At 41.9% G+C, this 21193-nt stretch carries 20 protein-coding genes; 6 read left to right on the top strand and 14 right to left on the bottom strand.

Features of this window, described 5'->3' with window-relative positions:
- Positions 1 to 45: 45 nt before the first annotated feature.
- The 4 genes from HC643_RS27155 to HC643_RS27140 form a co-directional block, all read right to left on the bottom strand.
- Entirely contained in the window at positions 46 to 1224 is a 1179-nt protein-coding gene (locus HC643_RS27155) for a low temperature requirement protein A (RefSeq protein ID WP_038110663.1), read from the bottom strand.
- A gap of 266 nt (positions 1225 to 1490) precedes the next feature.
- Positions 1491 to 4016: an AAA-type ATPase lid domain-containing protein gene (locus HC643_RS27150; protein ID WP_038076482.1), complete on the bottom strand. Its 2526-nt coding sequence runs from the start codon at positions 4014 to 4016 to the stop codon at positions 1491 to 1493.
- A gap of 411 nt (positions 4017 to 4427) precedes the next feature.
- Positions 4428 to 5762 carry a bifunctional sterol desaturase/short chain dehydrogenase gene (locus HC643_RS27145; RefSeq protein WP_050046810.1) on the bottom strand — a complete coding sequence of 445 codons (1335 nt, stop codon included), beginning with the start codon at positions 5760 to 5762 and terminating at the stop codon, positions 4428 to 4430.
- A 415-nt stretch (positions 5763 to 6177) separates the two neighbouring features.
- On the bottom strand, positions 6178 to 6318 hold the full coding sequence (locus tag HC643_RS27140; RefSeq protein ID WP_167844577.1) for a hypothetical protein: 141 nt from the start codon (positions 6316 to 6318) through the stop codon (positions 6178 to 6180).
- 134 nt (positions 6319 to 6452) lie between these two features.
- Here HC643_RS27140 and efp point away from each other — a divergent pair, with 134 nt between their 5' ends.
- The 3 genes from efp to HC643_RS27125 all read left to right on the top strand — a co-directional run bounded on the left by efp (position 6453) and on the right by HC643_RS27125 (position 8254).
- Positions 6453 to 7010, top strand: coding sequence for an elongation factor P (gene efp / locus HC643_RS27135; protein ID WP_038076479.1), 558 nt, complete (start codon positions 6453 to 6455; stop codon positions 7008 to 7010).
- Between the two features lie 232 nt (positions 7011 to 7242).
- On the top strand, positions 7243 to 7785 hold the full coding sequence (accB, locus tag HC643_RS27130; RefSeq protein ID WP_038076497.1) for an acetyl-CoA carboxylase biotin carboxyl carrier protein: 543 nt from the start codon (positions 7243 to 7245) through the stop codon (positions 7783 to 7785).
- Positions 7786 to 7909: 124 nt separating this feature from the next.
- Positions 7910 to 8254 carry an ArsR/SmtB family transcription factor gene (locus tag HC643_RS27125; RefSeq protein ID WP_038076477.1) on the top strand — a complete coding sequence of 115 codons (345 nt, stop codon included), beginning with the start codon at positions 7910 to 7912 and terminating at the stop codon, positions 8252 to 8254.
- Positions 8255 to 8299: 45 nt separating this feature from the next.
- Here the strand turns inward: HC643_RS27125 and HC643_RS27120 are convergent, their stop codons facing one another.
- The 3 genes from HC643_RS27120 to HC643_RS27110 all read right to left on the bottom strand — a co-directional run bounded on the left by HC643_RS27120 (position 8300) and on the right by HC643_RS27110 (position 11722).
- Positions 8300 to 8911, bottom strand: a complete 612-nt coding sequence (locus HC643_RS27120; protein ID WP_038076476.1) for a GerMN domain-containing protein — start codon at positions 8909 to 8911, stop codon at positions 8300 to 8302.
- A 72-nt stretch (positions 8912 to 8983) separates the two neighbouring features.
- Positions 8984 to 9790 carry an LmeA family phospholipid-binding protein gene (locus tag HC643_RS27115; protein WP_038076474.1) on the bottom strand — a complete coding sequence of 269 codons (807 nt, stop codon included), beginning with the start codon at positions 9788 to 9790 and terminating at the stop codon, positions 8984 to 8986.
- Positions 9791 to 9916: 126 nt separating this feature from the next.
- A complete protein-coding gene (locus HC643_RS27110) occupies positions 9917 to 11722 on the bottom strand; it encodes a proline--tRNA ligase (RefSeq protein ID WP_072040834.1) in 1806 nt (601 codons plus the stop codon).
- A 144-nt stretch (positions 11723 to 11866) separates the two neighbouring features.
- Between HC643_RS27110 and HC643_RS27105 the strand changes: the two genes are divergently transcribed.
- Positions 11867 to 13264, top strand: coding sequence for a glycerol acyltransferase (locus tag HC643_RS27105; RefSeq protein WP_038076495.1), 1398 nt, complete (start codon positions 11867 to 11869; stop codon positions 13262 to 13264).
- 67 nt (positions 13265 to 13331) lie between these two features.
- Here HC643_RS27105 and HC643_RS27100 read toward each other — a convergent pair whose 3' ends face one another.
- Together HC643_RS27100 and HC643_RS27095 are read right to left on the bottom strand one after the other, a co-directional pair.
- Complete coding sequence (locus HC643_RS27100) at positions 13332 to 13547, bottom strand: PIN domain-containing protein (RefSeq protein WP_202048661.1); 216 nt, start codon at positions 13545 to 13547, stop codon at positions 13332 to 13334.
- Complete coding sequence (locus tag HC643_RS27095) at positions 13544 to 13780, bottom strand: antitoxin family protein (protein ID WP_038076469.1); 237 nt, start codon at positions 13778 to 13780, stop codon at positions 13544 to 13546. The genes HC643_RS27100 and HC643_RS27095 overlap by 4 nt, the downstream gene beginning before the upstream one ends.
- A gap of 387 nt (positions 13781 to 14167) precedes the next feature.
- Here HC643_RS27095 and HC643_RS27090 point away from each other — a divergent pair, with 387 nt between their 5' ends.
- A complete protein-coding gene (locus HC643_RS27090) occupies positions 14168 to 15148 on the top strand; it encodes a DNA adenine methylase (RefSeq protein WP_202048660.1) in 981 nt (326 codons plus the stop codon).
- Here the strand turns inward: HC643_RS27090 and HC643_RS27085 are convergent.
- The gene (locus tag HC643_RS27085; protein WP_038076467.1) at positions 15088 to 15699 is read right to left on the bottom strand and encodes a hypothetical protein; all 612 of its coding nucleotides are present in this window, start codon (positions 15697 to 15699) and stop codon (positions 15088 to 15090) included. The genes HC643_RS27090 and HC643_RS27085 overlap by 61 nt on opposite strands.
- 29 nt (positions 15700 to 15728) lie before the next feature.
- Complete coding sequence (locus HC643_RS27080; RefSeq protein WP_038076464.1) at positions 15729 to 16307, bottom strand: Uma2 family endonuclease; 579 nt, start codon at positions 16305 to 16307, stop codon at positions 15729 to 15731.
- Positions 16308 to 16571: 264 nt separating this feature from the next.
- Here HC643_RS27080 and HC643_RS27075 point away from each other — a divergent pair, with 264 nt between their 5' ends.
- Entirely contained in the window at positions 16572 to 17918 is a 1347-nt protein-coding gene (locus tag HC643_RS27075) for an FAD-dependent oxidoreductase (RefSeq protein WP_038076461.1), read from the top strand.
- 22 nt (positions 17919 to 17940) lie between these two features.
- On the opposite strand, the gene HC643_RS27070 is transcribed toward HC643_RS27075, so the two are convergent.
- The 3 genes from HC643_RS27070 to HC643_RS27060 all read right to left on the bottom strand — a co-directional run bounded on the left by HC643_RS27070 (position 17941) and on the right by HC643_RS27060 (position 21145).
- The gene (locus HC643_RS27070) at positions 17941 to 18894 is read right to left on the bottom strand and encodes a substrate-binding domain-containing protein (RefSeq protein ID WP_038076459.1); all 954 of its coding nucleotides are present in this window, start codon (positions 18892 to 18894) and stop codon (positions 17941 to 17943) included.
- Positions 18895 to 19017: 123 nt separating this feature from the next.
- Positions 19018 to 20208, bottom strand: coding sequence for a PstS family phosphate ABC transporter substrate-binding protein (locus tag HC643_RS27065; protein ID WP_038076457.1), 1191 nt, complete (start codon positions 20206 to 20208; stop codon positions 19018 to 19020).
- A gap of 175 nt (positions 20209 to 20383) precedes the next feature.
- Positions 20384 to 21145, bottom strand: coding sequence for a circadian clock KaiB family protein (locus tag HC643_RS27060; protein ID WP_038076454.1), 762 nt, complete (start codon positions 21143 to 21145; stop codon positions 20384 to 20386).
- Between the last annotated feature and the right edge of the window lie 48 nt (positions 21146 to 21193).

Raw genomic sequence — 21193 nt, 5'->3', positions numbered from 1 at the left:
AGCAGTACTCACCCTACAAAATTCGGTGACTTTCCTTTGCCCGAGCTAAATTTCTGGATCGACTAAGCGAGTGGTGGGACGGCTTTGGGATACATCTTGCACAACTTGTGAAACACAAACTACACTGACAAGTCCCATCACAGCTAAGGGTAATAAGCCTTTACTCAAAAATGCAATTGCTAGTAAAACAAATGCAGCCCCCACTCGGTACTTGGTACGAATCTTACAATAGAGGATGACACCAAGACGATGAAGAACAGCTAGAGAGAGATAGCACAGTGCCAGAGAACCGCACAACAACCAACGAATTTCATCAGCTAGTGCAACCTCAGAATTGCTTGATAATACGAGTTCTACTGCAACTCCAGTAGCAGCAATACCAATAACAAGAGGGAGATGGGTATACAGCCAAATATTAATTAGAACAGATCTTCCCTCTGCCTGAGTTCGTCGAATGGGTGTACCGCCAAGATTGTCAAAATACACCCACCACAAACTTAAAGCAGTACACAATCCCAAAACAGCAGTTACGGCTGTCGAAATTTGCCAATTCTTTTGAGAGACACCATCAACTACAGCAATCACCGCCTCACCCAGAACAATAATTGTAAACAGTCCAAAACGTTCTGGTAAGTGAGAAGGATGGGGCGGCAATTGAAGCTGTAACTTGCTTGCTGTTATGGGTGTCGCAAAATCAATCACAAGTCCCACGCCCCAAAGTACAAAACGCCAAGGAGATGGTAAAAATGCAGATACCAGCCAGCAACAAGCAGCGATCGCAAAACCTGTAGCAAAACGAGTTGTGAGAGGACGTGCTACCGGAATATGCTGTCCTGCTCGAGTATATTCGATCGCCAGTACGATACGTCCCAACGCATAGGAGATAGCAAAACCAGCAGAGCTTTTATCCAACCCGTGATGTATGTTAACAGCCATTGCTGCTGCTGTAGCCATATGCAAACCAACTAGCAGCCGCCTTCCAATATCATCGCTATCAAAGCGATTGGCATAGAAAGTAGTACCAATCCACGACCACCACACTGGTATAAATAAAACAACAAACCCGAACAAACCTGACAGGGAAACATCTTCATGGAGATAATGGGCGAGTTGAGAAACTGCAACGACAAATACTAGATCGTAAAAAAGCTCCAACCATGTAGCGCGTCGTTCTTCCTCATTCTCTTCTCCAATTCGCAAGCGTGGCGGTTCTAAAAAATTCATATTGCTAATTGCTAATGGCTAATGGTGAGTCCAGTCCTGCAGGCGGGTTTCCCGCCGTAGGGAACTGGCGAACCCGAAGGGCTAATTGCTAATTGTTAACAGCTAATTGAGTTTTATCACGAAATATTAACTATTAGCCATCATCCATCAGCCATCATCCATCAGCCATTAACCATCAACCATTAACCATCAACCATTAGCCATTAGCCATTAGCCATTAGCCATTAGCCATTAGCCATTAGCCATTAGCCATTAGCCATCAGCCATTAGCCATTCACAACAACCACCCACAAACTTGCTCCTAACCCTATGGCTGCTAAATGTTGCCAAAAGAGCGATCGCATGGGCTGACGGGCAATTTTTTGAGTGAGGATAACAGTTAAAAGAACTGAAAAAATCAAAGTACTCCCTTGTAGAAAAGCAATGACGGCTGGGTGAGCAACTAATACAGGAAGCTGTTCGCCATTGAGACCAAAAGTTGCAAACGTGACAGGTAAAATACGTCCTCCTTCTGCTAAACCCAGGCGCAGGTAATGGGCTAAGTTACCACCAAGTACGAGTGGTAGATAACCGTATGCTAGTTCGATAAATGGTTTTGCCTTGAATTGAGAACCAACACGAGATAAGCCATAGGCTGCAAAGGGAATAACAACGGGAATCACTAAAGCAAACAATGATAAGCCTAAGTGGGGTAGAAACTGTGTGAGGTCAAAATGCAATCCCAACCAGGATTGCAACTCGGGTAAACGGTGGAGATAGATACCCCCTAATAGTAAAAATAACAATGCGACTTCATAAGACCGGGGTACGTGAGTTGTCCACAGTTCCATTCCAGGGGGACGTAAATTAAACTCAACGGAACGATGGGGACATGCTTTCAAACACGTCATGCACAATACGCAATCTCTGTTATCTTCTAACTGTGCTGGGTGAGAGTATAAGGGACATCCCCCAGTTTCCATACCTTCGCCTTTTTGCGGTCCGCCCTTATAGCACTGATATGTCGTACAAGTGGCGGAACAAATTCCTTGTTGCGCTCGCAATTCCGTCATGGCAAGTTTGGCAAACAAACCATTCATCCCACCAATAGGGCAAAGATACCGACACCAAAAACGCCTTTCAAAAAGAGCCGAGAAAATGACTGCGCCTGCGGTAATTAATAAGAGCAAACAACCTGAAAGATAAGCTGTATTTTCCAAATTCCAAAGTTCTTCCCACAGGAAAATCAAAGTAAATAACCCAAAGAGAAACCATCCTCCCCATTGTTCGGCTTGCTGTCTCGGCCAACGTTTCAACTGTCGGGGAAAGAGCCACAAGGAAAGTTTCTGGGTGACTTCTCCATAAATCATGAAGGGACAAACAGCGCACCAAACACGACCTAAAAAGGGAAATGCCAGCAGGAAAAATGGCCACCACCAAGCCCAGAATAAATTAAGGGCAAAATTGCGATCGCGTGTTTGCGGACCAACAAAAAGCACGGCAACAATCAAAGCAAAAGCTATTAAAGTAAAACCATAATTAATGCGATCGGTCCACCAAGGGCTGCGAAGAAATTTCCGCAAATTGGGATAGGCATTTAAAAGGTTGACGCGAAATTCCTTTTTCTTTGTTTGAGCCGACCAGAAAATTTCTTCTGTCAGAGCTTTTGCCTCTCCTGCTTGCACGATTGCCCGTTCCACAAGGTTTTGCAGCTCCTTAAGATTTCCGGGAAAATCATAGGATTGCAAGCGGCGTATGGCTTCTGGTGTCACTGATGGTTTTGATATTCCTCTTGCCGTGGTATAGAGACTGATGTAGTACTCTACTTGCGCTTTAATATCTGTTTTTCGTACCCGTAGCGGTGGAACTTTAATCACTTGACCGACAACACGCTCGATAGTTGGCTGAATTTTTTCGGCAATAATTAAAATACGAGCACGGGTAGCACGAGGTTCTGCGGGTGGTTCTCCCGAACGAGTCACGGGGCTGTACTGAGATGTTTTTAATAAATTAGCTAATGCTGGTAACAACTCGGTCGGGGTTTCTTGGATGTTGTTAAGTACTAAAGTTCCTTCTCCAAGCCATTCCAACAATCCTGGTTTACCTCCATAACGACCAAATAAATCGGCACCACTTGTTTGTAGAATTCCGCAGTTAACTTTGACAATAGGTTCTCGTCGGTAGGAAGAACCAAAATGAATAAGCGCCGCTATGTTATCCTTTTCTAATCCCGGTTCACCAAAAATCAATACCGATTTGCGTTCTCCGGCTGCTTTTCTAATTTCCTCCCGCAACCGGGTTGCATAACGACTTGTCCCCACAATTCCACGCCGTGCTTTAGTGACTAAATAAGGTCGTAAGGCAACAGAACGTTCTTGTTCGTAGTTCAGAGCGGATGTGAGTTGAGACACTTCTTGAGCCATTTGGCGAGAAACAGCCTGAGCAATTTCTGGGTATTGAGTGAGTATTTCCCGAAATTTAGCAGCAGGTAGCATCCAGAGGTGACACTCTGTGACTGTAGTAATTGTGCGCTGAACCGATTCATCTAACAGCAATTCTTGTAAGTTAATAACGGCTCCAGGGAGAAAACCAACGGCTAATGATGGATTGGTTTTATTAGTACTGTTGCTTTCTAACTGACCTTGTTGTAAAATATACAATGCCTCTGGAGGAGACGCTTCACTCACCAAACGATAATTAGCTGGAAAAACTTTTTCTTCTATCACTTCAGAGAACGCATTTAAGGATGCAGGAGAAAGAATTCCCAAAGCCGTGCGTTCTTGCAGCCATATTAATACTTCTGGAGATGCCATAATACCATTTTGGATTCTAGATTTTGAATTGAGAAAGTCATTTCCAGTCTAGATTTAGACTAACTATAGCAGTCCTAAATGAAATATAAAAATAAGAGAGAAGACGGCTAATGGCTAATGGCTAATAGCTAATGGTCAAAAGCAATTAGCTATTAGCCATTAGCGAGCGAAATTTTTTACAAATGATTTAGATTTGCTATATCTGTCGCATTTTTTGTTTAAATTGGTAGAGGTTTTTTCTAATTGGGATGCGCCCTCCGAGCAAGCAGTGCTATTACATTGTGTTGCAGTCATGGCTTCCGCTTCGATTGCATTAATCTATTTTAGAAATTAAAAGAGCAGGCAATATGCCTACTCCGAATCATAAAGTTAACTTTTTAGAAACTGACATCTGTAAAGGAGAGTAGATAGTTAACCTCCTGTGGTACGAGCATCTTGCCCGTTTCTGCTACTGATTTCTAAGTGCTTGTTTCTTCCATCAATTTCTAATCCAGGTAAAACTGACTCAGGAGTTCCTTGAGGGAAAACCTTGGAATTGCTAAACAATCTGAAATATGTTGATACAAAAAATTCCTTCACTGGAAATAGTATATATGTCAAAGGATTGATTGCCACAATGATATTGCGGTCATCGCGTTTGGCTGATGCTAGAATCTGCCGTGCTACCCAATCACCGGACATAACTCCAATGGGATTGAGGTTGCTTTTGAAAGGTCCTAGAATTAATTTACGGATTACGCAAGGAGCATCCAAACGACGTAATGTGATTAAATCTCCCAAAGCACGTTTTGAGAGTTCGTACAAAGGGCTAATCGCAGGGCTGACTTCTGCTTCAGAAGTATTGACCCAAACTTCTTTGCGAGCTACGTGTTCGTCAGTCCGAACAGTCGTCAAAAAAAGTTCTAGCAGTCGCCAACTAGAAAAGGTGTTAATCTCGTAAGATTTAAAAATTGCCTCTGGTGTTCTTTCACTTTTAACGTTAATACCGTGGTTGAGGACTAAGATGTCTATCTGCTTGAGATGTTCGAGCAGTTCTCCCTCTTTGCCTACTTCCCAAGAAATTGTCTTCACTGCTAGTGGTTTGTCATTGACGGTCAGTGTTATGGGTTCTGATTTTGAACTCAAGGCTACCACCTTCGCACCTGCTAAATGTAAATGCAATAGCAGCGATCGCCCCAGAGTTCCCGATGCTCCCGTGACTGCAATTTTCTTGCCTTTTAGTGCCAGTGCTGTACCCATAAGCTTATCTATCAAAGTAAAGGTACTGCAATAGTAAGCACGATCGTTATCAAAATGATGCCGCCAGTGGTAGGGTCGATTCACGAACCAGTTACCTGGAGGCGTCAAGAAAGGACCGGGTAGGTGAGTCACATCGGTTGCTTCCCGCGCCCATTCGCTACCAATGCCACGTGCTATGCAGCTAGCTAAAAACATCAAAGTGTAAAGGGTTCCCATAAGAGCCGCCAAGTGGTACTGTGGCGTCCATTGAAAACAAGCCCACCAAAATACTAGTGAAAAAAGCAACATCACAAGGCATTCAGGCAAATCGTGACGCCATTGTGCTTGACGATAAATTTTGGCATTTACAACGTTCAAATCTCGATGAAAGACACGATGATGCCATGCGTGTTGCCGATACAGTGGTTGCCAGTGATGGGCTAAGACGTGATATAAATCTCGTACTAGTTCTGCCCATAAGAGAGAGCCTAGTCCCCAAGCCGCGATCGCTATCCAGAAGGACACCATAACCTACTTTACTTACACTCCAAAATTATTGTGTTGCAATTGCGTTGGTATTGCACATAAACAGCCCAACTTGTGTGGCTTAGAGTGACTAGAACGACATAGTACAATCCCCTAGTAATATATACCGAGAAAAACTCCCTTGGCAAAGAGTTTAGCCAGAATTGCTTCGCTTAACTATATATTGCTGATATCCTTAAAGCAATTGAGAAGCGATGCGAACATAGCTGTTTGGTACTATTTAATACAAAGACAAATATACATATTTATCGAAAATTGTCAATAGCTTCAACATTAATGGTGCTACATTATCAATAACAGATAGCAAAAATACTTTTAATTTTCATTTTTTATTTTTCCCCAACAGATGCAATTATCAGATATCCCTAACCTTTTCGTACCTCTGGTGCTTTTAAGTTTAATTATCATTGCTGCTGTATTTTTCAGTCGTAGCAATTGATGCATTGGGCTCTGTAGAAACAGAATCTCGATAAAAGGCACCTCCAGGCTCAGATCGGGAATGAAGTGGAACTCCCTTAGCGCAAGCAGCGTCAGTCATGGGTCATTGTTGCCGATCGCTGCTTGTCGGTTAATATTGATAAGTACTAATTACTAATCACGAATGATTAATGTCTAATTACTCCTATTGAGGGTTAAAATAAATCCCGATTGTCTCCAATATATGAAGGTTTCATGATTTCCAGTAACGACTTTCGACCTGGCGTGTCTATAGTGTTAGATGGGTCTGTATGGCGAGTGGTAGAATTCCTCCATGTTAAACCTGGTAAAGGTTCTGCGTTTGTACGGACAAAACTGAAAAATGCCCAAAATGGGAACGTGGTAGAAAGAACGTTCCGGGCAGGAGAAACAGTTCCGCAAGCCAATTTGGAAAAAAGTACGATGCAACATACCTATAAAGAAGGTGAAGATTACGTCTTTATGGATATGGAAACTTATGAAGAAGGCAGATTGAGTGCTGCACAAATTGGCGAACGTGTAAAATACCTCAAGGAAGGTATGGAAGTCAATGTAGTTCGTTGGGATGACCAAGTCCTAGAGGTAGAACTGCCCAACTCAGTCGTGTTGGAAGTTGTCCAAACAGACCCAGGTGTCAAGGGCGATACTGCGACGGGTGGTTCAAAACCAGCAACTGTGGAAACAGGAGCAATGATTATGGTTCCACTCTTTATTTCTCAAGGAGAACGCATCCGGATCGACACCCGTAACGATACATACTTAGGCAGGGAGTAACCTACCTTTCACCTCAAATATGCAAATCCCGAGTTTGATGCGTTACAGGGATTTGTCTCCCTGTCTCAAAAGATAACCGACTTTACAGAAGATACCAAATTGGAATAAGTAAGATTTTTTGGGAAGGTTGAAACTGTCTCATTCACAGGCAAAACAATCTAAAATCTAAAATCTAAAATCCAAAGTTGGTATGAGTCTCTCTACCACCTAATTGCATGAGGTAAGAAAAGCTGTGCCATTAGACTTTAACGAAATCCGCCAACTACTGACGACGATTGCACAAACAGATCTTGCAGAAGTGACTCTCAAAAGTGACGATTTTGAATTAACGGTTCGCAAAGCTGTTAGTGTTAGCAACCAAGTATTGTCAGTAGCTCAAGCGGGGCAAGGTGCGGTGTCTTCGGGATTGCCACCCATTCCACCGCCTCCGCCATTGGTGGTGCCTGCGGTGACGGAACCTACTCCTATAGACCTGACGACTGCTACAAAAGGGATTCCGTCGCCGGTCACTTCTTCCCCTGTTATTGACTCAAAACTGGTTGACATCCCCTCCCCAATGGTGGGAACTTTTTACCGCGCCCCCGGTCCCGGTGAATCACCATTTGTGGAAGTGGGCGATCGCGTCAAGAGAGGTCAAACAGTTTGTATCATCGAAGCCATGAAACTTATGAACGAAATAGAAGCAGAAGTTTCCGGGCAAGTGGTAGAAATTCTTCTACAAAATAGCGAACCAGTGGAATACGGTCAACCTTTGATGCGAATTAAACCAGATTAAGTATTAATCTATATATCGAGTCAATAAACCGCAGCTAAGCCCTTTAGGGTCTAGCGAGCGTTTCCTGGCTAAATTTAATGGTCATTGTTAAAATTTCCAGCTGCATCCTTACAGATCTACCCTGATGAAACAAGCGTTGCCTGTACCACCGGAAGTTGTGCAACAAGTAGCTGAATACTTCAGCCTCTTGAGTGAACCCATGCGTCTGCGGCTGTTGCATTTACTGCGGGATGAAGAAAAATGCGTGCAAGAATTGGTAGAGGCAACACAAACTTCTCAGGCTAATGTGTCAAAACACCTGAAAGTTATGTGGCAAGCAGGAATACTCAGTCGCCGTAGCGAAGGAACTTGCGCCTATTACCGGGTAGAAGATGAAATGATTTTTGAATTGTGCAACCGAGTTTGCGATCGCCTTGCCACTAGGTTGGAACAGCAAGCCCGTAACTTTCGGGTTTTAAATGGTAAATAGTCAGCGAGCGGTGACCAGTCAGTCACCGCTCGCCGATCGCTGTAGCTAAAGTTCAAAATTTTGTTTGTAGCTTTCACGAGTTAGGGGCTGTTCCAACTCCAAACCTTCGCCACCCAAGACATCCAACTGTTTCCCGTTAACTTCAATGTATACCTTAGCATTGGGATTTAAAGCAGTGGCAGTGTAAACAACTTGTCCCACGCGACCCATCATAGAGGAACTCCCACCTCCTGTCGTAAAATCTTCTGATAAGTTGACATGGACACCATCATCTGTGACCTTCACTCCCAACAACTTGGTTTCTTTTGGGATAGTGGTTGAACCAGTTCCTTCGGTTGGTCCTGCTAATAGTTTTGAAAAAGCTTCTTCTAAAACCTTATTGGGTTCTCCCTGAGGAAGTGTAACTGTTTGTGGAACCAAAGAAAGCTTTGTACCACTGTCCTGCAACCAATAGACTTCAGCCTTTTGCTCGGCGGGATTGATTTGCTTGTTGGGAGTGTTAGCTTGGCCGGTGATATTCGGATTGGGCTTTGGGGATATTTCATTGCTGCCTGAATTAAAAACGTGGTAAGCTAGAGCACCACTGACAGCAATAACCGCAACTGAAACAGCTGCGATGATACCTGAAGAAATACGATTACCTTGTTGTTCTTTCATATTGAATTCCTTGCTTTAGTCTGAAATAGAAAAAAGTATTACTGTAAGAAGAAGCCTGGTAAAAGACGTTACCTAAGAGCCTCGAGTTTCCAAAAACTTGGAAGACGGTTCTATTCGTATGAATGCTGCGATTTCTAATTCTTGTTGTTTCATATTTAATTTTAGAATTCGTACTTGTAGACCGTTACCTTCTAATTGTCCCAAATCCAATCGTTTGTTAATATTGTTCACAATTTGATTTAAAAATTGTGGTGGAGCGGCTTCTCCATTAGCAGTCACCTCTGGTTCGACAAGTTGAATATTTTTGCCACCAATAATATTTAGCCCTGCTTCTGCCTTAATTAACAAAGGTTTATTTTGGCTTTCATTCTGTAATTCTACTTGGAAACTCAGTCTATTGTTTGCTAAAAATTTTACATTTGGATTTACAAATTTATATACAGAGTTATACTCTGTATTTGATGAATCGTCCACGTTAATTTTCATTTTTTCCAACTGAGCTAAAAATTTGGGTGACTGTAACAGCTTGTTGATATCCTCCTGGGTTAAAACAACACGCAGACCCGCCTGTAAAGGTCGTTGAAATAATGGTTTTTTTCTGAGAGTACGTGGGTCTAATTCAATGGCATCAGTTTCCAATTCTAAAGCAGCAATTTGAAGATTTTGCTGCTTTAGTTGCAAAGAACGCCCTGCAAACCTCACTCGTTGAACTTTTCCCTGTAGCAATTGATAAGAGGGAGCATTATCAACTCGTACCTGTAACTGCTTGACGCTAGCGAATTGAGAGCGTATGACATTTTCAGCAGTTCGGTCAATCACCAATCCTACAGGAGCAATCAATCCTAGCAAGCCGGATAGGACTATTGTGAGGAGTTCCATACTGGTTAATTGCTAATGGCTAATGGCTAATGGCTAATTGTTAATTGTAAAGATGAGCTATTAGCCCTCCCTTGTTCGCCAGTCCCGGTGGGCGCGGGAAACCCGCCTACAGCGCAGGACTCACTATTAGCCATTAGCAGCATCAATCCACTCCTTTATAGTAGATACAACTTCAGCAATGTCAATTTCCTGAGAGTTGCGGCTTTTTCTTTCAACGACTTCAACTTTGCCATTGGCAATTGCCCTCCCAGTGACGATTCTGTAAGGGATTCCAATTAAATCGGCGTCCTTGAATTTTACGCCCGGTCGCTCGTCGCGATCGTCAAGTAGAGTGTCAATTCCCGCAGAGTTCAGTTCTGCGTAAAGTTTTTCCGCGATTTCTACTTGTTGGGCATCTTTGACGTTAGGAATTGTAACGATCGCCTGATAAGGTGCGATCGCAACAGGCCAAACAATCCCATCTTTATCATAAGATTGCTCTACAGCAGATTGGGCTAAGCGCGATACACCCACACCGTAACAACCCATGAATAGAGGTTTTTCTTCTCCTTGTTCGTTGGTATACGTTGCGCCCATTGCTTGCGAATACTTAATACCTAATTGAAAAATGTGTCCTACCTCTATTCCACGAGCGCTAAGCAGAAGCTGCTCGGGATTGTGAACGGAGCGATCCCCAGGTCTTGACTTACGTACATCTACGATCGGTTCGGGTACCTTGTATTGCTCGTTCCAATTTGCGCCAACGACGTGATAACCCGATTCATTTGCACCCGTGGCAAAATTCTTTAAATCAACAGCTGTTTTATCAATAAAACGCACAAAATGAGGGACGATATCTTTGGCGGCATGAATAATGTGACTGTCGGCAATGTCAGGTGCAATATAGCCCAAAGGTAAAGGTTTGAGCAGTTTTGATTGGGCTTGGGCATCTGGCACTATCAATTTGATAGCAGCTTTAGCACCGAACTGAGGAGCTAGTTTTGTCAGTTCGTTTTGCAACTTGACATCATTAACCTCTTGGTCTCCTCGGATACTTACTAGCACGAATGCTGTCATCCCATTATCAAAAATTGTTTGATAAAGAACGTTTTTCACTATTTGGGTGGGGGAACATTTGAGAAATTTACAGACTTTCTCAATAGTCTCTGTTCCTGGAGTTTCCCGCTTTTCATAGCTCGTAAACGGTGATGGTTCTGCATCTGGTGGGAGAGAAACCGCTTTCTCTACGTTAGCAGCGTATTTTCCATCTTCTGTGTACAAGACTTCATCTTCGCCTGCTTCCGCTAGCACCATAAATTCTTGCGAACCAGAACCGCCAATTGCACCGGGATCGGCTTGGACGGCACGAAAAGCTAAACCACACCTTCTCAAGATATTATGGTAGGCGGTATCCATATCCTGATAAGTTTTTTTCAAACTTTCTTCATCTGGGTGGAAAGAGTAAGCATCCTTCATGATGAATTCTCGCCCGCGCATTAAACCAAAACGAGGACGGATTTCATCGCGGAATTTTGTTTGAATTTGGTAAAAAACCTGTGGAAGCTGACGGTAGGAACGAATCATGTCACGAGCGATGGTTGTAATCACTTCCTCATGGGTTGGTCCTAAAGCCTGTTCTTGATCGCGACGGTCTTTTAGGAAGAACATAATTCCTTCCCCTTTGGTGTACGTATCCCACCGTCCGGACTCTTTCCATAACTCAGCAGGTTGTAATTGAGGTAAGAGACACTCTTGTCCGCCAATTTTGTTGATTTCTTCGCGGACAATTTGGGAAACTCTTTGCAGGACTCGCCACATAAATGGAAGGTAAGCATATACACCGCTACCGATGCGACGAATGTAGCCTGCGCGGACTAAGAGTTTGTGGCTGGGAATCTCAGCATCTGCTGGATCGTCCCTAAGTGTAAGGAATAGCATTTGTGACAGTCGCATCGTTTGTCCCCTTTCCAGATTCAATAATCCTTTAGTCAGTTAAGTTAGTGTATTAGCTTGCTATAAATTACCAAAAGGTATAAGCAAGCTTACTTTAATAAACCTTTTTAAAATGTCCGCTTGCAACTTCAGGAGAAAAGCACCTTGCCCGATATTATTTATCAAGCCCAACCACCTTTGGAATTTATTCCTCCGGCGTTAGATCCCTTATTTTTGCGCGGTGTCCAGTTGGTGTTACCCCATTGGATACGCTGGAAAACAGCAATTAACCATATTGAAGCAGACAACGTAGAGGTTTTGGTGGATTTGTACCGCCAGTTCCAAGAAGGTAAAATCCGCTTTATGCTGGCATTTCGCCATCCGAAGACGGAAGATCCCTTTGCTTTAGGCTATTTGCTTTATCACATTCTGCCAAAAGTAGCACGACATGGGGGTACAGCGCTACAGCATCCGATTCACGCTCATTTTATTTATGACCGTGGAATTCCTCTTTGGGCTGGTTCTCACGTTGGTTGGATTGTATCTCATTTGGGTGCAACCCCCATTCAACGAGGGAAAGCAGATTGGACGGGATTGCGATCGGCACGTGACTTATTTGTCAACGGTCAGTTTCCCATGGCGGCTGCACCTGAAGGTGCTACCAATGGTCTTTCAGAAATTGTCAATCCTCTAGAACCAGGTATTGCCCAGATGGGTTTTTGGTGCGCTGAGGATTTACAGAAAGACAAGCGGGATGAACAGGTTTTTATTGTACCAGTCGGTATTCGATACAGTTATGTTGCAGCTCCTTGGGGTGCTATTGCCAATCTTTTAACTGAATTGGAAACTGCGATGGGCTTAAGTGCAAATACAGCACATTCCCTCCCCTCCTCTGCAACTTTTGACTCTCTCTACCCTCGCTTGGTGGGTTTGAGCGAACGTTTATTATCTTTGATAGAAGAATTTTACAAGCGGTTCTACCATCGCAAATTGCCAGTCTATGAGGGAGGAAAAGATGCAAATGAGCTTTTTGCCGTTCGTCTTCAAGCTGTGTTAGATGTGGTTTTACAAGTTGCTGAAGATTATTTTGACTTACAATCTAAAGGAAATTTTAGCGATCGCTGTCGTCGGGTAGAGCAAGCAGGATGGAATTATATTTTTAGAGAGGAATTTAAAGATAAAAAAGCACTGTCTCTTGTAGAAAAGGCATTAGGCGATCGTGTAGCAGAAGAAGCGAACTTGCGAATGTGGCACATGAGATTGGTGGAAAATTTAGTTGCTGTCACGGGTAAATACGTGCGAGAAAAACCCACAGCAGAACGATTTGCAGAGACCACCTTACTTCTATGGAATGTCGTCACTCTAATTACGGGTGGCAATCCTTTCCGAACTCCCAAACTTGGCAAGCAAAATGTGAAAATAACTATTGGTGAGCCTTTGTCTGTTTCCGAACGTTACCCGGCTTACAAGGCTAGTCGCCAAGGTGCTAGACAAGCCGTTGCCGATCTCACAAAAGATTTACAACAAAGGTTAGAAGGGTTGGTTTTGAAGGATAATAGTTAACTTATTGGTTAAGCCTAAAAATGCGACAGACCAGTAGTAGGTTGGGTTGAGGAACGAAACCCAACATTTACAGGTATTTGTTAGGTTTGTCCAACGTACAAAAATTCGAGAGCCCTTGCAGTATAGCTTTCAGTCCTCGCAGAATTTTATAGCGAGTAATAATCGAGAAAGTAAACCTGCTATGTTGCGCCAAATATGATTGTGCTTTAGCAAGGACAAGAGGATTTTGGCGCAGAATGAGTGACAGCGTATCAGTATCTAAAAGAACTGGATCTTGGCTCATGCTTCAGTTCTATCAGAGAAAAAATTGTCTCGATTTAAGGCGATTTCTTCAATTTCGTCAATCTCTGTTGCTGATAATCCCTCATAAACTTGAGATGCAAGTTGTAGCATATCTTGAGGACTAAGAGGAGTAGTAGGTTTAACTATCAGTTGGACAAATTGCCCTTCAATCAATTCAGGTTCTTCTAAAGGGCGAAACACACCATTTTCATAAATAGCTTTTAAAGTTTGCATTTGATAATCTAATCTTTATTTACTAAATATTTTATTCGCTCTCCGCGAACAACGGCTTGTGGTTAAGAGCTATGTCAACTACAATATAAATCCTATCAAAACCTTCACAGGTTATGTTTTTCCTTTAAGTACTCCTACTTGGCTGTTATGCATCAAAGTCTAGTGTTGTGGGTGGAGCATTTTCGAGCAAGTCCTTCAAAGCTTGGATTTTCGGATTTTTTACATGATTTCGCTTCTCCCAACTACAGCAATGATGCTTGGATAAAGGCTCAACGGATTGGTGATGTTAGAAGTGAGCAAAAGAGAATTGTATTAAAGTACTAAGTTAAATGTATCATATTCTAAATAATGGTTCAATACAAATGAACTATATTTAAAATATTCAATATGTTTATCTTAGATAAATCAATGGTAGCAAAACCTTTTCTAAAATGGGCGGGAGGGAAAGGACAACTCATCGAGCAGATGAATAGTCTTTTTCCTCAAGAATTAGCAGAGGGTTCAATAAAAAAATACATAGAACCATTTGTTGGCGGAGGAGCAGTGTTCTTGCATCTGGTTCAAAACTATCCAGTTGAAGAATTTTTTATTTTTGATATTAATATTGAATTAGTTATAGCCTACACAACTATTCAACGCGATGTAGAGAAACTCATTTCACTTTTATTAAATATACAAAATAAATATTTATCTCTTGATGATAAGGAAAGAAAAACATACTTTTATCAAGTGAGATCGGAATTTAATTGGCGACGCAAAGAAATAGATTCAATTAACTATAATTCAGAATGGATTGAGAGAACTGCACAAATCATTTTCCTAAACCGTACTTGTTTCAATGGACTTTTTAGAGTCAATTCAAACGGAAGTTTTAATGTTCCAGTAGGTAGATATAAAAACCCTAATATATGCGATAAAACAAATTTAAAAGCTGTGTCTGAAGCGCTTCAAAAAACTCAAATTCATTATGGAGATTTTAGTGAGTGTGAAAAATACGTAGATAGCAATACCTTTGTTTATTTCGATCCACCTTACAGACCAATTAGTAAAACGTCTAACTTTACCTCATACTCACAAAATATGTTTGGTGATTCCGAACAATTACGACTGCGAGACTTTTTCCAATCTCTTGATGCAAAGGGAGCTAAATTACTTTTAAGTAACTCCGATCCTAAAAATGAAGATATTAACGATAATTTTTTTGATAATTCCTATGCTGGTTACCGTATTGAAAGAGTCATGGCTTCACGCAATATCAACTGTAATGTTTCAAAGCGGAAAGCCATCAAAGAGATTTTAATTATGAATTATATAAGTGGAGCCAATAAAATTCTGACAACATCTTCCAATTCCTCCGTAACTCGGTAAAGATTTATTCCTTCTTCAATAAGTTTTTGCTGTCGGTATAATATTCCAAATTGCCAAATATTTCCTGTTGTTACTGCTCCAAGTATTTCGGGTTGATTTGAATCTGTCCATTGGTCAAGCGCTATCATTTCTGTTGCTAATTGTGTAAATCCTCGATTTAAGTCAGCTTGTTTAGCTTCAATAACAATTAAATTAGCTGAAGATCGTAAGTAATAATCTAAATTTCCTTGAAGTTGATTGTTAACTTTAATATTATATTCAATTCTCAACTTAGCGCGAGAATAATGAATTAAATCTGTTACGAGCGGAGCAATAAGGATTTCCCTGCGAGTTGCTTCATTTTCTAAATCTACATAAGGCAATACTTCTTCAATCCGTTGTTTTAAATCAGATATTCGATCTAGATTTCCAGAGTATTTTGGTAAACTCAGAAATTGGCGAGCGAAAGAATAACCAAATTCGGCTACTAAATCATCAACAGGGAATCCTAATTCAAAATAATTTCTAAAAGTATATGAACGCGTCACATCAAGCAATGGTTGACGGCTCATTTCATACCTCCATATAGTTGGTTCTAATGTTAGATGGCAGGAAATACTTTAGATAAATCCAGAATTAAATCCGAAAAATAGGGAAGATTCACGGTTTCATTAGGTAGAAAAATTATTTTTTTTCGATAGCCAAACTTACCTTGCAAATTTTGGTAAGGTTCGCTGTAGCATTCCAAGCAATTATCTATAAGATTAAATATCCAATAATCTGAAATACCCCCTTGAGCGTAAATTGTTAATTTAACTTCTTGGTCGTATTTTAAAGAAGAATCAGCAATTTCAATTAAAAGTAAGATATCGGAAGGTAAGGGATGAGTACTGAGATAATCATCTTCTCGATTTTTGACGATCGCTCTATCTGGTTCCGGTTCGTTATATTCAGAAATAACGATCGGTTGTTGTCCTCTTAATGTTGCACGTTTCCCAACTAGTTCATACAACTGTCTTTCTAATCGAGTTTCACAAACAGAATGTCGTGTACCTTTCGAGACCATAGAAATGATTTCTCCATCAATCAGCTCAACTCGCTCATTTTCCCTAAAAAATTCGAGTTTTGCCAAACGTTCGTATTCAGATATCGTAAAGCGTTTCGCAGTAGTTATATTCATAAAAAAGAAAGTATAGGACTATTTAGATCTTAATTTACGTAAATATTTGTGAAATCGTAACACGAGCCCAAGTAATCTTGTACAAAAAATTACAATAAATTCTTTCTTGGGACATACTAATTTAGTATTGATGACGCTCCATTAGTAAGAAGTAATTTCTCCTCCAGATTCTTAAGCTGAAGGATGTCAGTAAATAGCAGTCATTTTATTACATAATGCGCGATACGTTAGTTGCTCGAAGAGTGTAATGTGGGTCTATTCATTATGCCATTTGACTATGACCTTGTGATAATTGGCGCTGGTTCTGGAGGAATTGCAGCAGCTGAAAGAGCAGCTGGCTATGGGGTACGAGTAGCGATCGCAGAACAAGCTAAGGTTGGCGGTGCTTGCATCAACTACGGCTGTATTCCTGAAAAATTGCTGGATTACGCTGCTAGCTACAAACAGTTAGATAAACTAGCTAGTAGTTATGGGTGGGATAAAGTCGCCCGTCACTTTCACTGGTCGCATTTTGTAGATGCAAAAAACCGTCACCTCCAGCATCTCAACGAATTGCACTTGCACAATCTGCAACACTCAGGAGCTAAGTTAATTCAGGGACAAGCAGCATTTTTAGACGCTCATACAGTGCTGATTGCAGATAGACCGGTCACTGCTGACAAAATTTTGATTGCAGTAGGCGCAAAACCCCTTATACCGGAAATTCCAGGAATTGAATGTGCTATTACCTGGCGCGAACTTTATAACTTACCAGCACAACCCAAACACCTTGCAATTCTGGGTAGCGATCCGATTGGTGTAAAAGTTGCTGGAAGTATGAATGAGTTAGAGACTCACGTCACTCAAATCATTGCTGGGGACTGTGTCTTAGCTGAACTGGATGCTGAAATTGGCAAAAGAATTCAGGACAAGATGATCCAGCAAGGAGTGCAAATTTTCAGCCACAGCTATGTTGAAAAAATTGAACGAATAGGCGATCGCTTTTGTCTCAAGTTGTCTGGAAAATACACCGATTCCGTAATTGTTGATACGGTTTTTGTTGATGCTCCACGGAAACCAAATTTGGAAAACCTGAATTTAGAACAAGTAGGAATTCAACGAACACCATCAGGAGCGATTCAGGTTGATGAATTTAGTCGCACAACTCACGTCAATGTTTTTGCCGTAGGAGACTGTACGGATAGAATTCCTTTGACTCCGAGCGCGATCGCCCAAGCCAGAGCTTTTGCAGATACAGAATTTGGCGGACAGCCTCAAATGGTTAGTTATGATTGGGTTCCTATCTCTATTTCCTCTCACCCTGAAGCCGCAACAGTTGGATTATCTGAAGCACAAGCCCGCGAGAAGTATGGGGATGCCGTACAATGCTACCGCACTCAATTTCGCCCGTTGTTCTATTGTTTGAGCCAATTAAATGAAAAATCTTTGCTCAAGGTTGTGGTGAACCGAGATGATGCGGAGCGGATACTGGGCGTTCACATGCTGGGGGAAGGCTCAGTAGAGATGATTCAAACGCTTGCGATCGCTCTCTCGCTTGGTGCAACTAAGCAGAATCTGGATAGAGCGATCGGCATTCATCCTTCGAGTGCAGAAGAACTGTTTTCAATGTAGAGATGTATCACCTGCTCCTGCATTAAGGTGCAGGAGCGGGGAAGGCGATAAGTTGACAGGAGTCACTCGGTCCTGTTGGCGGTGTATAGCCAAAGTCTTCTTGTGCAACTCGACTGCCCTTGTTTGCGATATACTTGCATAAATCCCTAGCAGCCTTAGCTTTTTCCTTAGTGGCGTAGGATTTACGGAAAATAACGTAGATCGGTCCTTGGAATAATTCTGAAGTTTCCAAAGGAGTGAAGAAGACAAAATCTCTTAACCCTCGGCTGATAGCTATGGGACGGTTGATATAACCAATGGCTCCTGGAGTCTTCTCAACGACATCAAGGACACCATCGCTGCCATTTCCGGGCAGATCGGTAGCGGGATTGGGATTGGGTAAATTCACGCTCCTATCTGGATTCGTGATGGAAAATCCACATGTGGGCTGAACAAATCCGGTATCAAGTTCAGCACTGGTATTGCTGGCATCAAAACGGTAAACGCGAAGGATGGGTAAACTCGGACCGCCCACTTGGCTCCAGTTGGTAATAGTGCCGTTGTAGATACCACAGAGCTGCTCTGTGTTAAGTCTTGCCTCGAAACCAGGTACGTTGTATGGCAACACAATCGTATTGTCAACTGGATTGAGAACCACCATGTCTTCTCTAGGAAGGTTGGGGAGAGAGTAATCGCTAGCGACAAAGTCAGTGATTCCGTTCTCAAATTCGGGACGACCAACATTGCCACCAACGACACGGTAGTTAACCCCACGTTCGGTAAACCAGTCTGAAACTACAAGACGAATGGAGGTTGAACCAGAACCTTCAAGTGTGATGTCTTGTGCAAAAGTTTTTTGCCCGAGCTGAGAAACAGATACCAAACCAAATGTTAAACCTGCAACAGAAGCTGCTCGTACCAGACTGTTTAAATTCAACATAAACCGCACGTATCGATCCTCCAGATCGTGAAGATAGAGTTCAACAGTAGAATACACAGGTTATTAATTTTCCTGTTGCATTTTAAGAACCATGGTCTAGATTAAGGCTTGAGTATAGAAATTGCAAACAAAAAGGATTTTCATCTTATTTTTTTTTCAAAGTATTTTATCGATCTGTTTTCATCGAATTGGGACAAAGCCTGCTTTCTCTACAAACTTTTGTCCTTCTTTGGATAGCAATAGGTTGGCGTATGCCACACCAGCCATTTCTTCTGGTGTCTTATCCCGACGAATTATTACAAATATGCGTCTGGTTAAAGGGTAAGTGCCATCTAGAAACGCTGCTGTGTTAAGTTGAGTACCATTTACAACAAGCGGTACATAGTTTTTGCTGTTTTCAGAAGCGATCGCAATAGGACGGATGGTTTTTTGACCAACAATTAACGTCGCAGTACCAAGACCGATTGCTCCCGGTGTAGAGCTAACTTTACGGAAAGTTTCTGTGAAATCCCGAGTAAATTTTATATTAGGGCTGACATTTTCTGCTTCTGAGCCAAGCAGCATTTTGAATGAGTTACCAGCTTTTGTCCTAAAAGGTACGATCGCTAAATCGGGTCCTCCTACATCCTTCCAGTTCGTAATTTTGCCCTTGTAAATATCTTGGAGTTGGTTTACAGAAAGCCCGAGAATGGAAACATTTGGATGAACATAAAAACCAACCCCATCAATAGCAACTGGTACCTGTTGTAGAGAAAAATTCCGTTCCCGCGCCTTACTGTATTCAGCTTCTTCCAGAGCTCGAGTTGATAAAGCAACGCTCAGTTCACCGTTCAACAACATGGCAATACCCGCGCCACTACCAGGTGTATTGTCTGTGGGTTCATTGTAACGTATTTGAAACTTTGGATATAACTGGTTAATAGCTTGATGTAAACCTTGAGCTTTTAGAGATGCGAAGACAAAAGCACCACCATAATAAAACTTCCCCTCCGGAACATTTGGCACTTCCTTCATTGAAGTGTAGTATTTGATATCAGATGAAGCATTCTGAGTGGTGTCATTGAAACTAACGGATTCATTTGTCAAGGAGACTTGTGGACTGCCAATTGTTTTGAGAAGAATGTAGCTTCCAGCAATAAAAATAACAAGCGGTAACAGTAGAGTGAAACCAAACCAATTTAAAGGAGCAGACAGCCATTCATAAGTTGAGGGTATAACTTTGCTTTTCACACCCTTACTGCTGTTGTATGAATTAGCACCAACAAGACTTTTACCGCACTTGCGACAAGACTTGGCTGTTATGGGATTGGCATCGTAGTGACAATAGCTGCATTTTATGACTCCTTCTTTTTTTGATTGCCCGGTACTCATAAAGTTTTTTAGCGGTTGTATGAGTAAATTACACAGAAGAACAACGATAACCAAATACGTTTATCCGCAGTTTGGCTGTGTATCCGGAATTACTTCATACAACTTTATATTTTGGCATGAGACACTACACCGTGCTGCGAGTCATGGGCTCGGTGGAGTGTACCAGTCTTTCTGCTTAAAAATTTTCTGCAGTGCCTAACATTTGTAAGATTTTTTCTACATTATCCAACTCGCCAGCAATGCGGCGAATGGGCTGAGGCCAAACTTTAACAAGCGTAGGAGTGGCAGAAACTTGATCGGCTTCTGCTTGTTCTGGATTTGTTAAAACATCAATAACTTTTAAGGTGTAGGGATAGCCCAGATATTGTTCTAAAAGCTCGTGTAAATTTTGCAAAATACGTTCTGTCGCTGCACTATGTCCGGCTACAAACAGGCGGAGGACATAGCCTTGTGTCTTTGATTGTTGTTCGGTGGAGACGACTGGTTGATAGTATGAAGGTACTGGCTCGGAAAGCTCCAGGCGCACCACTAAATCGTGATCTTCCCAAAGTTGGGGAAATGTGGAACGATACGCTGACAATACCATGCGATCGCACAACCCTTCTGCCCAAGGACTGGGCTGCCACACCAATTCCCCCGTACTAAAAATAGCATTTAGTACAGCTTGATGCCGCATCACGGTTGGGTAAGCTTCGGCAAAAACTTGTATTTTTTGAGTGCGCGGATCTAACCAGCGATCGACAGTAGCTGTATAACAAGGTACTAAAAAATGTGGAGGTTCTGGTAAATCCAAAATTTCCTGTAAAGTAGCACACAAATGCAAATGCCATCGACCTTGTTTGCTAGGGTCGATGCAATAGATGAGATCTCCTCCCGGAGTAAAGAGCGCAATACCTTTAAACAGGGTAGGAGGGTAAGTTGGTTTGTCTGAAATCATATGAATTATGAATGATGAATTATGAAGTATGAAAAAAATTCATAATTT

The sequence above is a fragment of the Tolypothrix bouteillei VB521301 genome (assembly GCF_000760695.4).
GTDB classification, from domain to species: Bacteria; Cyanobacteriota; Cyanobacteriia; order Cyanobacteriales; family Nostocaceae; genus Scytonema; species Scytonema bouteillei_A.
The sequence above is the reverse complement of the archived record's forward strand: the minus strand, read 5'-3'. Positions and strand labels throughout refer to the sequence as shown.

Coding starts and splice junctions, on each gene's coding strand:
- HC643_RS27090 (WP_202048660.1), top strand. CDS start 14,168: ATGTTTATCTTAGATAAATCAATGGTAGCAAAACCTTTTCTAAAATGG.
- HC643_RS27065 (WP_038076457.1), bottom strand. CDS start 20,208: ATGAGTACCGGGCAATCAAAAAAAGAAGGAGTCATAAAATGCAGCTAT.
- HC643_RS27095 (WP_038076469.1), bottom strand. CDS start 13,780: ATGCAAACTTTAAAAGCTATTTATGAAAATGGTGTGTTTCGCCCTTTA.
- HC643_RS27140 (WP_167844577.1), bottom strand. CDS start 6,318: ATGACTGACGCTGCTTGCGCTAAGGGAGTTCCACTTCATTCCCGATCT.
- HC643_RS27155 (WP_038110663.1), bottom strand. CDS start 1,224: ATGAATTTTTTAGAACCGCCACGCTTGCGAATTGGAGAAGAGAATGAG.
- HC643_RS27080 (WP_038076464.1), bottom strand. CDS start 16,307: ATGAATATAACTACTGCGAAACGCTTTACGATATCTGAATACGAACGT.
- HC643_RS27110 (WP_072040834.1), bottom strand. CDS start 11,722: ATGCGACTGTCACAAATGCTATTCCTTACACTTAGGGACGATCCAGCA.
- HC643_RS27125 (WP_038076477.1), top strand. CDS start 7,910: ATGAAACAAGCGTTGCCTGTACCACCGGAAGTTGTGCAACAAGTAGCT.
- HC643_RS27060 (WP_038076454.1), bottom strand. CDS start 21,145: ATGATTTCAGACAAACCAACTTACCCTCCTACCCTGTTTAAAGGTATT.
- efp (WP_038076479.1), top strand. CDS start 6,453: ATGATTTCCAGTAACGACTTTCGACCTGGCGTGTCTATAGTGTTAGAT.
- HC643_RS27145 (WP_050046810.1), bottom strand. CDS start 5,762: ATGGTGTCCTTCTGGATAGCGATCGCGGCTTGGGGACTAGGCTCTCTC.
- HC643_RS27150 (WP_038076482.1), bottom strand. CDS start 4,016: ATGGCATCTCCAGAAGTATTAATATGGCTGCAAGAACGCACGGCTTTG.
- HC643_RS27085 (WP_038076467.1), bottom strand. CDS start 15,699: ATGAGCCGTCAACCATTGCTTGATGTGACGCGTTCATATACTTTTAGA.
- HC643_RS27100 (WP_202048661.1), bottom strand. CDS start 13,547: ATGAGCCAAGATCCAGTTCTTTTAGATACTGATACGCTGTCACTCATT.
- HC643_RS27115 (WP_038076474.1), bottom strand. CDS start 9,790: ATGGAACTCCTCACAATAGTCCTATCCGGCTTGCTAGGATTGATTGCT.
- HC643_RS27120 (WP_038076476.1), bottom strand. CDS start 8,911: ATGAAAGAACAACAAGGTAATCGTATTTCTTCAGGTATCATCGCAGCT.
- HC643_RS27075 (WP_038076461.1), top strand. CDS start 16,572: ATGCCATTTGACTATGACCTTGTGATAATTGGCGCTGGTTCTGGAGGA.